7 protein-coding genes are annotated in these 12,328 nt (G+C 67.6%); 2 read left to right on the top strand and 5 right to left on the bottom strand.

Going from position 1 to position 12,328, the window contains the following annotated elements; all coding sequences use genetic code 11:
* Positions 1-6: 6 nt before the first annotated feature.
* Positions 7-1,017 carry an aldo/keto reductase gene (locus tag VF643_RS15955; protein WP_331044369.1) on the top strand — a complete coding sequence of 337 codons (1,011 nt, stop codon included), beginning with the start codon at positions 7-9 and terminating at the stop codon, positions 1,015-1,017.
* 16 nt (positions 1,018-1,033) lie between these two features.
* Here the strand turns inward: VF643_RS15955 and VF643_RS15950 are convergent, their stop codons facing one another.
* From VF643_RS15950 to VF643_RS15930, 5 genes are all read right to left on the bottom strand, one after another.
* Positions 1,034-1,867, bottom strand: a complete 834-nt coding sequence (locus tag VF643_RS15950; protein WP_331044368.1) for a siderophore-interacting protein — start codon at positions 1,865-1,867, stop codon at positions 1,034-1,036.
* A 54-nt stretch (positions 1,868-1,921) separates the two neighbouring features.
* Positions 1,922-6,118: a response regulator gene (locus VF643_RS15945; RefSeq protein ID WP_331044367.1), complete on the bottom strand. Its 4,197-nt coding sequence runs from the start codon at positions 6,116-6,118 to the stop codon at positions 1,922-1,924.
* A 160-nt stretch (positions 6,119-6,278) separates the two neighbouring features.
* Complete coding sequence (locus tag VF643_RS15940) at positions 6,279-8,759, bottom strand: PhoX family protein (protein WP_331044366.1); 2,481 nt, start codon at positions 8,757-8,759, stop codon at positions 6,279-6,281.
* Positions 8,760-8,936: 177 nt separating this feature from the next.
* Positions 8,937-9,971: a glycosyltransferase family 1 protein gene (locus tag VF643_RS15935; RefSeq protein ID WP_331044365.1), complete on the bottom strand. Its 1,035-nt coding sequence runs from the start codon at positions 9,969-9,971 to the stop codon at positions 8,937-8,939.
* Entirely contained in the window at positions 9,968-10,903 is a 936-nt protein-coding gene (locus VF643_RS15930) for a UDP-2,3-diacylglucosamine diphosphatase (protein ID WP_331044364.1), read from the bottom strand. The genes VF643_RS15935 and VF643_RS15930 overlap by 4 nt, the downstream gene beginning before the upstream one ends.
* Positions 10,904-11,090: 187 nt before the next feature.
* On the opposite strand from VF643_RS15930, the gene VF643_RS15925 reads away from it, so the two are divergent.
* Complete coding sequence (locus tag VF643_RS15925; protein WP_331044363.1) at positions 11,091-12,326, top strand: NAD(P)/FAD-dependent oxidoreductase; 1,236 nt, start codon at positions 11,091-11,093, stop codon at positions 12,324-12,326.
* Positions 12,327-12,328: the final 2 nt, after the last annotated feature.

Here is a 12,328-nt window from a genome sequence, read left to right as displayed (position 1 = left end):
ATCGCCATGACCAAGCTCCCCACCCGCGCCCTCGGGCCGTACACCGTGTCCTCGATCGGACTCGGCTGCATGAACCTCAACCACGCCTATGGCACGCCGCCGTCGATAGAGGATGCGGCCGCGCTGCTCAACCGGGCACTCGACCTGGGCATTACCCTGCTCGACACCGCGGCGCTATATGGACTGGGGGAGAACGAACGACTGATCGCGGGCGCGGTGATGCACCGACGTTCCGAATTCACGCTGACGACCAAATGCGTGCTCGATTTCGTCGATGGCAAGCGCTCGCTCGATGGCTCGCCGGACGCGATCACGCGGACGGTCGAAGGGTCGCTGGGGCGGCTGGGCACCGATCATGTCGATCTCGTCTATCTCCACCGGCTCGACAAGCGGGTGCCGGTCGAGGAGTCGGTCGGCGCGCTGGTGCGGTTGAAGGAGCAGGGCAAGATCGGCGCGATCGGCCTGTCCGAAATGTCCGCCGCCACGATCCGCCGCGCGCATGCCGTTCACCCGATCGCGGCGGTGCAGAGCGAATATTCGCCGGTCGTGCGCAATCCGGAAGTCGCGGTGCTGGAGACGTGCCGTGAGATCGGCGCAGCGTTCGTCGCCTTCTCGCCGGTCGCGCGCGGGCTGTTGGCGGGTGCGGTGCGGCAGGCGGATTATGCTGCGCACGACATCCGCGCCGCGATGCCGCGCTTCACCGAGCCGAATCTGGCGCACAATCGTCGTGCTGTGGACGCTTACGATGCCCTGGCCGCCCACCTCGGGCTGACCCCTGCGCAACTGTCGCTCGCCTGGGTCTTGTCGCGCGGCGCGCACGTCATACCCATCCCCGGCACGCGCAGCATCGCGCATCTGGAAGAGGACGTCGCCGCCGCACACATCACACTTGATCCCGAGACGCTGGTGCAAATCGACGTGATCTTCGCACCCGGAACGATACGCGGCGGACGCTATGCAGCGGCGATGCAGGCGCAGATCGACACCGAGACGCTGCCGGGCGAAGAGCTCGCCTAGATCACGTCGATAAGCGTCAGTCCTCGATCTTGACGTGGACCCCTTCGTCGCCACGCTGCCAATAGCCCGACGCCTTCAGCCAAGCGCGCGGATGGCCGCGTGCCTCGATCGCGGTGCGCACCGCCCGCGCTACCCCCGCCTCGGCAGCGATCCATATGAAACCGTCGCCGCGCGGTAGCGGCACGTCGGCGGTCGCGGCGATGAGATTGGCCGCATCATCGCTCCCCGAACGCACGACCCAATGCGGTGTCCAATCCGTTTGCGTGACGATCTCCTGCGCCTCTGCGGGGCTGTCGACCAGGACGAAGCTGACGGCGGGAACGCCGTCGCGCAGTTCCTCCAGCCGACGACCGATCGCGGGCAGCGCGGTTGCGTCACCGATGAACCAATACCAGTCGAAATCGTCGGCGATGATGGCCGAGCCGCGCGGGCCGCCGATCTCCAGACTATCGCCGGGCCTGGCCGCAATCGCCCAGGCGACGGCGGGTCCGGCATCGTGAAGCGCATAGTCGATCGCGATCGTGCCTGCCGCCTGGTCGAATCGGCGCGGGGTGAAATCGCGCATCATGCCGCGCTCGCCGGGTGCCACGGGGCCGGGGATGAACATCTTGACGTGATCGTCAAAGCCGGCGCTGGCGAAATCGGCCAGATCGGCGCAGGTGAAGTGAATGCGCCGCATTCCCGGGGTCACATCCTCGATCCGGTCGACGGTGAGCGTCCGACGGCGGGTTTCGTGGCGGACGCGGGTGATCTGGTGCCGGGTCATGCGGGCTTCCCCTCCGCCAATGGCGGCGCCGGCCAGCCTTTGCCATTGCGGCGTATCGGCGGTGTCGTGGATTTTCGTCATCATATCTCCTGAACACGAGCGCACGGCACAGCTGCTTTTCTCGCCGGCTGACGCGCCTTAACCGGCACCGCGGGCCTTCCCCGCGCATCGCACCCCAAGCGTCTCCAGCGCAGACGTGAGCATTGCTGCATTATAGGGCTTGCCGATCACCGAGACGCAGCGATCGTTGGCGAAACGGACGCGGGCGTCGGTCTCGTGCTCACCGGTGGCGATCAGGATCGGCAGGTCGGCGTGGAGCGCGCGCAATTCGGCGGCCAGCGATGTACCGCGGCCATCGGGCAGGCGGATGTCGAGCACCACCGCGTCATAGCGCCCCCGCGACGCGCGAATGCGATTAAGTGCCTCGGACCCGGTCGCGGCCTCGTCCACCGCATAGCCCGCGCCTACCAGCGCCTCGACCGCGAACATGCGCACGTTGGGATCGTCCTCGACCACGATCAGCCGACCGCTCGATCCCGCCGCCAGCACGTCGGCGATCTTCTCCGCCAGGGCCTTGAAGGTGAAGGGCTTGGCGATCATCTCGACGCCCTTGTCCAGCCGTCCGCCGTGGACGATCGCGTTGCGCGTATAGCCCGAGGTGTAGAGCACCTTGAGCGCAGGCCGCAGCGCGCGCGCGTGGTCCGCCAGTTCGCGACCGCTCATTCCCGGCATCACCACGTCGGTGAACAGCAGGTCGATCGCGCCGCTTTCGCGCTCGATCGTGACCAGCGCGGACGGGCCATCATGCGCCTGAATGATGCTATAGCCCAGTTCGCGCAGGATCTCGACAGTATAGGCGCGGACATCCTCGTCGTCCTCGACCACCAGGATCGTCTGCCCGCGTGCACTGCGATCGGCGCCGTCGTGATGCGGCTGGTCGTCGGTGTCGGCTTCGCTCATCAGTCGCGGCAGATAGAGTTTCACCGTGGTGCCGTCGCCGGGTTCGGAATACACCTTCACATGGCCGCCAGACTGTTTGACGAAGCCATAGACCTGGCTGAGGCCCAGTCCGGTCCCCTTGCCCACTTCCTTGGTCGTGAAGAACGGTTCGAACACGCGTGCCAGCGTCTCGCGGGTCATGCCGACGCCCGTGTCGGTCACCGCGATCACGGTGTAATTGCCCGGAGCGACCTCCGCATGTGCGGCGCCATAATGTTCGTCCAGCCGCGCGTTAGCGGTCTCGATCGTCAGCGTTCCACCCTCGACCATCGCATCGCGCGCGTTGACCGCCAGATTGAGAATCGCATTCTCCAGCTGGTTGGCATCGGCTTCGACGCGCCAGAGCCCCGGGTTGGTAACGATCTCCAGCTGCACCAGCTCGCCCAGTGCGCGGTGGAGCAGATCGGCCATGCCGCCGACCAATTTGTCCACGTCCAGCGGTTTGGGTGCCAGTGGCTGGCGGCGTGAGAAGGCGAGCAGCCGCTGCGTGAGAGCGGCGGCACGATCGGCACCCTTTTGCGCATTGTCCATCGCGCGGCCGGCGCGCGAGGTCGCATCGCTGCCCAGGCTGCGGCGCGCGATGTCGATATTGCCGGTGATGATCGTCAGCAGATTGTTGAAATCGTGCGCGATGCCGCCGGTCAATTGGCCCACCGCCTCCATCTTCTGCGCCTGGCGCAACGCCTCTTCGGCCTCCTCGCGCGCCGCCATTTCCTCGGCGACTCGCAGGGCCAGCAGGTCTTCGTTGCTCTTGCGGTCGGTGATGTCGATCACTGATCCGATATAACCGAGAAACGCGCCGTCGCTGCCGTAGCGCGGACTGGCGGCGTCGATCGCCCAGCGATACGCGCCATCGGTCCGACGCAGGCGATATTCGAGCCGGAACGGCGCCTCATCCGCATTGGCATCCAGGAAGACGCGTTCGGCGCGGTCCTTGTCATCCGGATGGGTCGCGTCGATCCAGCCCAGGCCCAGCGCCTCCGCCTCGCTCTGCCCGGTGAATTCGTACCAGGCGCGATTGAGGTAGGTGCATTGGCCGTCCGCTTCGGTGACCCACATCATCACCGGCGCATGATCGGCCATGTTGCGGAAGCGCGCCTCGCTTTCTGCCAGCGCGTCCATCATCTCGCGCCGTACCCTGGCCAGTTCGAGATTGGTGCTCACCCGCGCGACCAGTTCGCGCGCCGAGAAGGGCTTGGCGAGATAATCGTCGGCACCCGCTTCCAGCCCCTCGACCTTCGCGTCCTCCCCGGCGCGTGCGGACAGCAGGATCACCGGCAAGCCACGCAAAGCCGTCTCGCGACGGATCGCGTGCAGAAGACCCAGCCCGTCCAGGCGTGGCATCATCACGTCGCTCATGACGAGATCGGGGCGGGAGCGCCGGATTGCGGCCAGCGCGTCGATCCCGTCGCCGACCGTCTCCACCACATAGCCGTGATGACGCAAAAGCCGGGCGACATAGTCGCGCAGATCGGCGTTGTCGTCGGCCAGGACGATGCGCGCGCCCGCCCCCGGGGATTCTGTGCTGACCGCATCGAGCGTCGCTGGGGCGCCATCTGCCGGCAGCCAGCGCAGGGCTTCCTCGACGAACGCGCGCGCGCGCTCGGTCGCTACCAGGTCTTCGTCGTCCCGAGCCAGCCGATCGGCAGGCAGATGGGCGGCGCCCAGCGGGATCGTCACGACAAAGCGGGTGCCGGCCCCGACCACGCTGTCGACTGCCATGTCGCCGCCATGTTGCTTGACCAGTTCCTGCACCAGCGCCAGTCCGATGCCGCTGCCCTCGAACGATCGCCCTTGCGCGCCTTCGACCCGGTGAAAGCGTTCGAACAGGCGCGGTAGTTCGTCGGCGGGGATGCCGGTCCCGGTGTCGCGCACCTCCAGCCGAACCGCACCCGCGTCGGCCCGGACCACCACCGCAATGCCGCCAGTGAAGGTGAATTTGAACGCGTTGGACAGCAGGTTGAGGACGATCGTCTCCCACACGTCGCGATCGACATACGGCGCTTCTGCAAGCGGCGGACAATCCACCTCCAGCGTCAGGCCGGCACGATCGGTCGCCGCTCGGAACGAGGAGGCGAGATCGGCGGTCAGCATCGCGACGTCAGTGACCCGGAAACTGGCCTGGACCCGGCCTGCCTCCATCCGCGAAAATTCGAGCAGGCCGTTGACCAGGCGAAGCAGGCGCAGGCTGTTGCGATGCGCGATGTCGATCCGCTCGCGCTGTTCCGCGGAGAGCGGCGCGGCATCCCCCAGCGCGTCCTCGAGCGGCCCGATCATCAGCGTCAGGGGCGTGCGGAACTCGTGGCTGACGTTGGAAAAGAAGTTGGTCTTCGCACGGTCTATCTCGGCCAGCGCTTCCGCGCGGCGCCGCTCCGCTTCGTTCGCGGTCGCGCTGGCCAGCCCCGCCGCGATCTGGCCCACGAACAGGTCGATGAAGCCGCGATATTCCGCGTCGAGCGGGCGATAGGGGTTCAGCCCGGCGATGAACATGCCGACCGGCTCCTCCTGCCCCTGCGCGGGGATCGGCACGATCAGCGCCTGTGCAGGTGGCAATTCCCAAGGGCCGGCCGGCAGTGTGTCGAACCGCAAAGGCAGATCGTCGATCAGCATCGCCCCGGCCTCCAGCGACCAGACGGCTTCGGGATCACGCTCCGGCGCGGCGGCATGGCCGGCCTCGATGCCGGTAGCCGCCGCCAGCACATGTGCGTCGCCCTCGCGCAGATAGGTCAGGGTAAGCGGCAGATCGCACGGATCGGCGGCCAGACACCCGCGCACCGCCGTCCAGAGCGCATCGACGGTGCGCGCCTCGGCCGTGCGAAGGCCCAGGTCGCGCAGCACGCGCAACCGCCGCTCGCCGATGACCCGCTCGGTCACTTCGGTCACGACGCACAACATGCCCACGATCGCGCCGTCATCGTCCGCCAGCGGTGAATATGAGAACGTGTGGTAGGTTTCCTCGCGAAAGCCGCTGCGTTCGAGGAACAGCAGCAGCCCCTCGTCCCACGTCGCCTCGCCGGTCTCGAACACGCGTTCGATGCGCGGGCCGATATCGTGCCAGATCTCTTCCCAGACCTTGTCGGAACGCGCGCCGAGCCAGTTGCGCTTGACCCCCAGCGTCGGGCGATAGGCATCGTTGCAGAGGAAGGTCAGCTCCGGCCCCCACAACATCCACATCGCATAGCGCGACGACAGCATGATGCGCACGACGGTCTTTAGGCTCTGCGGCCAGCTTTCCGGGGGGCCGAGCGGCGATGCTGACCAGTCATGCGCGCGCATCATGGTACGCACCTCGCCCGGTCCGTCCAGAATGTCGGCCGATGTCGATGTGATCGGCATGCGCCGGCCCGCGTTGTCCACGCATCCTCCAGGTTCGATGCGTGCCTCGTTACCCACTATCGGCCGATGTGCCAACACTCGCGCCCCGGCGGGCGGCGCGGCGTGCCCTGCCCCTCGCGGCGCGTCGCGGACGAAGCGGCGCTAAGGGGGGAACGGACGCTTAAAGCCCGACCACGCCGCCGTCGTCCTTGGTGATGACGATGGTCGCCGATCGCGGCCGCGATCCGGCTGCCGCGACGCCGCCCTGGTTCGCGGGCCAGTTGCTGGTGATGTTCGCGGGGTTCCCGCCCTCGCCCGGATGCTGGATGTTGACGAAGAGCGAGCGGCCGTCGGGCGTCGAATAGATGCCGGTGATCTCGCACTCCTTCGGCCCGACCAGGAACCGGCGCAGCGTCGCGCCCGGTGCCTTGCCGATCCGCGTCGTCGCGCTGCCTGTTGCGGCGCCGATCGTGTTGGTCACGGTGCGGGTGCCGCCGTCGCCGACGATGCCCGGAATGGCGGCCAGCATCATGCAATTGGTGACGTCGGTATAGGAACCGTCGTCGGTCTGTATCCACATCACCGGCGTCACCTGGCCCGATGCGTTGCTGGGCAGGCCGAACCACAGGCCGTCGGGCGAGGAGAAGTCGTTGGTGGCGTCCAGCCCCGACAGGTTGATGTTGGCGGGATCGAGGTCGCTGCCTGCGCCGAACGCGTAGATGTCCCAGGTAAAGCCGGTCGCCTCCGACGTGTCGCCCGCCTCACGCAAACGGATGACATGGCCATTGACGTTGCCGGTGCCCGCCGCGCGGCCGTCGACCTTGGGATCGACATAGGCGCGCGGATTGGGCGCATCGACGCCCGCGACGGTGCGCGAGGCGTTGTTGGTCAGCGTGCAATACATCTCGCCCGTGGCCGGATTGACCGCGGTCCACTCCGGCCGATCCATCCGCGTGGCCTGCAGGGCGTCGCCGGCCAGGCGGGCGTTGATGAGCACGTCGGCCTGGCTGGTGAAGCCGTTTGCGCTCGTCAGCGGACCCTGTCCGAACACCAGCGGCAGCCACTGCCCGCTGCCGTCCGCGCCGAACCGCGCGACGTAGAGCGTGCCCGCGTCCAGATATTTGTCGCCAACGGCCAGCCGGTCGGCACGCGCTGCGTCCGCGGCAACCCAGGGCGTCGCCGAGACGAACTTGTAGATATATTCGTTCTGCGCGTCGTCACCCATGTAGAAGGCGGGGCGGACCCCGGCAATCGTCCGGCCGATTTCGCAGCCTTCGTGGTTCATCCGGCCGAGCGCGGTGCGCTTGCGCGGCGTGGACGCCGGGTCGAAGGGATCGATCTCCACGACCCAGCCATATTGGAAGGCTTCGTTGCGGAAATCGGCGGTGCCGTCGGCCGACAGCGTCGCGTCGGCAGTGATGTTCCAGCGGCGGAAGGTCGTGTCGGTCGCGGCCGCCGGGGTCACCGTGCTCCAGAAGTAATTGCCTCTGTTCGCCTCACGGATGCCGTAACGGGCGTGCGACGCGTTCTGGCGTGCCTGCCCGGCCGCGGTCCGCACCGCCGCATCGCCGGTGTCGCGGCGGAAGTATCCGGCCCAATTCTCCTCGTTGGTCAGATACGTCTGCCACGGCATCGTGCCGTTGGCGCAATTGTTGATCGTGCCACGCCCGGCGGTGCCGTCCGGCGAGAAGGCAGTGCGCAGCAGCGCATCGCCGCGGACCGGGCCGCTGAAAGTCATCGGCGTGCGCGGGGTGATGCGGCGGTTGAGCGCGGATGCCTGAACATAGCTCCATGCATTGCCGGTACGGGTCACCTCGACCACCGAAACGCCGTGCGCCTCGATCTCCTTCAGCGCCTCCGCTTCGGGCCGCGGGCCGGCGGCGGTGAAGTTGGTCGGGCCGTTGGGATGCAGATACGCGATCGTGATGTTCTCGTGATTGAGCACCAGCAGCCCGCGCGTGCTGCTGGTGCGATCGGGCGCGTTGCCGGTGGCTGCCAGGCCGAAATAGCTCATCCCGTCATGGTGGTCACCGGCGCGACGCGCGAAATCGCCGTCCGCGCCGGTGTTGGCATAAGCGGTGACGCCCGCGGCGATCGGATCGCCCAGGCGGTAAAGGGTGGTAACGCTGTACCCGGCGGGGACCGCGACCGTATCGGCCAGGCTCTTGGGGATTGCGGTGAAGCCCAGGCTCGCCGCGCCGACGGTGACCTCGACCGTCGCCGATGCCGGCGCGCCCCGTGAAAGCGCAGTGAAGCGGAACGCCAAGGCGGTGCCGGTCGCGACGCTCGGCGCGATGAAGGTCGCGACATTGGTCGCGGCACCCGTCAGCGTCACCGAAGGGCCGCTGACCTGCGCCCAGCCGACGCTGTCCGATGTACCGCCCGACACCGAGCCGGTGAGCGTGACGACCCGCCCTGAAGCGGCCATCCCGGATGCACTGGCGGTGACGCTCAGGTCGGCGGCGTTGCCGTCGTCGTCGTCGCCACAGCCGGCGAGCAGCGCGCTGCCGAACACCGCGGTGGTCATCGCCGACAATCCGCCCATCAGCGTCTGACGGCGTGAATAGCGCGTCGCCACCAGATCGTTCAGGTGCGGCGTCACCGACCGGTTGGTGTCGATATCCCCATCGTCATAGCCGCAAGCCGAATCGAACGCCGTCATCTGATTTCCCCCCGGCCGGTCCCTGCCGCCGCTTCGAGGCTTTTGGCGGCCAAATGCGGCGTGGCCGTTGCAGAGGGAAGACTCGACGATGTCACCGCCATGACGGATCGAAGACAGCGATAGCTTCTGGAGCCACGGGAAAAGATGCGTGCGAACGGCCAAAGTCGGTCGTCGTCGCTAAGCAGGAACGCGACTCGCGATCCGATCGCGCACAGGCTGAAGACCCGCAAGGAACTGTCGCGTGCACGCCGCCCAATCGAACCCGCGTCCGACGTGCGCGCACGCCGCGCGGTCGAGCTGCAAAGCCCGCTCGATCGCGCGGCCGAGGTCGTCGTCCAGGGCGCCGCCGCGGGGATCGCCGATGACGTCGAGCGGCCCGGCCACCGACAGGGCCGCGACCGGCGTGCCGCATGCCATGGCCTCCGCCATCACCAGCCCGAAGGTGTCGGTGCGGCTGGGAAAGACGAATACGTCGGCACTGCGATAGGCGGCGGCGAGCGCCTCCCCATGAAGCGCCCCCAGAAAGACGGCCTCGGGAAATCTGCGCTGCAACGTAGCACGGGCCGGGCCGTGTCCGACCACGACCTTCGTGCCGGGGGTGTCGAGGCTCAGGAAGGCTTCGATGTTCTTCTCCGGTGCCAATCGACCCACATGGAGTGCGATCGGCCCTGGCACGCCGTCGAGAGCTGGCAGACGCGGGCCATCGGGGTGAAAAAGCGACAGATCCACCCCGCGCGACCACCTGTGAAGCCGATCGAGACCACGGCCGCGCAGTTCGTCCTCAAGCGTCCCCGTCGCCACCAGAACGCGCGCGGCTGCCGCATGGAACCGGCGCAGCGGCGCCCAGAACATCCGCGCGGGCAGATGGGTCCGCACCGCCAGATAATCGGGAAAGCGGGTGTGGAACGACGTCGTGAACGCGAGTTCCTGGTCGATGCACCAGCTCCGCGCCGCCCAGCCGAGCGGCCCTTCGGTGGCGATATGGATCGTGTCGGGATCGAACGCCGCCAGCCGCGCCCGCAACACGCGTCCTGCCCCGAGCGCCAGCCGAACCTCGGGATAGCTTGGGCACGCGACCGTCCGGAACGCATCGGGCGTGACCGTCTCGACCCGGTGCCCCAGCGCGCGCAGGTGCGAGACGGTGGCCGTCAGCGTGCGCACGACGCCGTTCACCTGCGGCGCCCAGGCATCGCTGACCAGCGCGATTCTCATGCGGGAACCGGCTCTGCGCTGGCGACCAGCCGCGGTGCCGTGCGCTCATGTCGGCGCTCCGCACGCATGTGCTCGGCCCAATCGATCAGCGACATCGCGCCGGCGGCGTCCTCCACCAACGCGGTGCAGCTCTCCACCCAATCGCCGTCGTTGTAATAGGTGATGTCGCCGAAGCGGCGGATTTCGGGCGAGTGGATATGGCCGCAGACGACGCCGTCGACGCGGCGTTCGGCGGCGGCGTGGGCGACCACCTCCTCGTAGCGGGAGATGAACTGCACCGCATTCTTGACGCGCTTCTTCATGTGCGCGGCGAGCGACCAATAGGGCAGACCCAGGCGGCGACGCACCCAGTTTACGGTGCCGTTACTGCGCAGCAACATCGTGTAGGCACGGTCGCCCAGAAACGCGAGCCACCGGGCATAGAGCATGACGTTGTCGAACTGGTCGCCGTGGATCACGAGCAGGCGGCGTCCGTCGGCGGTGACGTGGACGTCTTCGGCGAGCAATTCGATCCCGCCGAACTCCAGGCCCACATAGTCGCGGAAATGTTCGTCGTGGTTGCCGGGTATGTAGATCACCCGCGTGCCGTGCTTGGCCATCTTCAACACCGCACGGATCACGTCGTTGTGCGACTGCGGCCAATACCATCCCTTGCGCAGGCGCCACCCGTCGATGATGTCGCCCACCAGGTACAAGGTCTCGCATTCGTGCGACTTCAGGAAGGTCAGCAGCATCGCGGCGTTGGAGCCGGTGGTGCCCAGATGCAGGTCGGATATCCAGATCGTGCGATAGCGGGTTCGCGGCGGCTGTTCCTCGGCGGTGCCGTCATCCGGATCGGCCAGCCACGCGGGCAGGCGCGCGGCGATGCGCGCGCTGGCCTGCGCGCTGCTGTCGCGCCGCGCGAAGAGGGGCAGGTCCGGCAGACTGGCCATGATAGATGCACCCGGTCGACGGCGATGGAATATCGCCCGATGCTTCGCCGCTCTAGGACCGTTCTGCGACGGTTTTATGGGGTTACGATGACATCTGAATGGCAGTCGGCCGAGCGACCGGATGGCCGTTCCTTTTGCACGGTCAGCGTGTAGAACGCGGCCGTGAACCGCTGGAGGAAGCATCTGGATGACCACTGCCGCGCTCCGTTACGACATCCTCATCGCCGGCGCGGGCCATGCCGGCGCGCAATCGGCGATCGCGTTGCGCCAGCGGGGCTACCAGGGCAGCATAGCCTTGCTCGGCGACGAGGCGGACCCGCCCTATGAACGGCCGCCGCTGTCGAAGGGTTATCTGGCGGGCGACAAGCCGTTCGAACGGCTGCTGATCCGCCCGGCGCGTTTCTGGGGGGAGCGCGACGTGGCATTGCTGCTCGGGCGCACGATCGTCACGGTCGATCCGGTCGCGCATCAGGTGACGCTCGGCGACGACGGCCGGATCGACTACGGCACGCTCGTCTGGGCGACCGGGGGGGCGCCGCGGCGGCTGGTGTGTTCGGGGCACGACCTCACCGGGGTACATGGCGTCCGCAACCGGGCCGATGTCGATCGGATGATCGCCGAACTTCCCGATGTCACCCGCATCGTGGTGATCGGCGGCGGTTATATCGGCCTGGAGGCAGCAGCGGTGCTGACCAAGCTCAGCAAGCACGTCACCGTGCTGGAGGCGCAGGACCGCGTTCTGGCGCGGGTCGCGGGAGAGGCGCTGTCGCGCTTCTACGAGGCGGAACACCGTGCGCACGGCGTCGATCTGCGCACTGGCGTCACCGTCGACTGTATCGAGGAACGCGGCGGGGCCGCGTGCGGCGTGCGGCTGGCGGATGGCCACGTGCTGGCATGCGAAATGGTGATCGTCGGCATCGGCATCATCCCCGCGGTGGCGCCCCTGATCGCCGCGGGGGCGGCGGGCACCAACGGCGTGGACGTGGATGCGCAGTGCCGCACCACGCTGCCCGACGTCTATGCGATCGGCGACTGCGCCGCCCATGCCAACAGCTTTGCCGATGGCGCGACGATCCGGCTGGAATCGGTGCAGAACGCCAACGATCAGGCCAATGTCGTCGCCAAGGCGCAAACGGGCGCGGCGGAGGATTATGACGCGGTGCCCTGGTTCTGGTCGCACCAATATGATCTGAAACTGCAGACGGTCGGCCTGTCGATCGGGCATGATGCCACCGTCGTGCGCGGCGATCCGGCGACGCGCAGCTTCTCGGTCATCTACCTCAAACAGGGGCAAGTCCGCGCGCTCGACTGCGTGAACGCCACCCGCGATTACGTACAGGGCCGCGCTCTGGTGGTCGATCGGCGGGTGATCGACCCGGCACTGCTGGCGGACACATCGGTGCCGCTGAAGGCGATGACCTGACG

The organism is Sphingomonas sp., assembly GCF_036387595.1.
Classification (GTDB): Bacteria; Pseudomonadota; Alphaproteobacteria; order Sphingomonadales; family Sphingomonadaceae; genus Sphingomonas.
This window is presented reverse-complemented; position numbering and strand designations above follow the sequence as displayed.

What these genes read in the sequence shown, in the direction of transcription:
- VF643_RS15955 (WP_331044369.1), top strand. Translation starts at nt 7, where the DNA reads ATGACCAAGCTCCCCACCCGCGCCCTCGGGCCGTACACCGTGTCCTCG.
- VF643_RS15950 (WP_331044368.1), bottom strand. Translation starts at nt 1,867, where the DNA reads ATGATGACGAAAATCCACGACACCGCCGATACGCCGCAATGGCAAAGG.
- VF643_RS15945 (WP_331044367.1), bottom strand. Translation starts at nt 6,118, where the DNA reads ATGCCGATCACATCGACATCGGCCGACATTCTGGACGGACCGGGCGAG.
- VF643_RS15940 (WP_331044366.1), bottom strand. Translation starts at nt 8,759, where the DNA reads ATGACGGCGTTCGATTCGGCTTGCGGCTATGACGATGGGGATATCGAC.
- VF643_RS15935 (WP_331044365.1), bottom strand. Translation starts at nt 9,971, where the DNA reads ATGAGAATCGCGCTGGTCAGCGATGCCTGGGCGCCGCAGGTGAACGGC.
- VF643_RS15930 (WP_331044364.1), bottom strand. Translation starts at nt 10,903, where the DNA reads ATGGCCAGTCTGCCGGACCTGCCCCTCTTCGCGCGGCGCGACAGCAGC.
- VF643_RS15925 (WP_331044363.1), top strand. Translation starts at nt 11,091, where the DNA reads ATGACCACTGCCGCGCTCCGTTACGACATCCTCATCGCCGGCGCGGGC.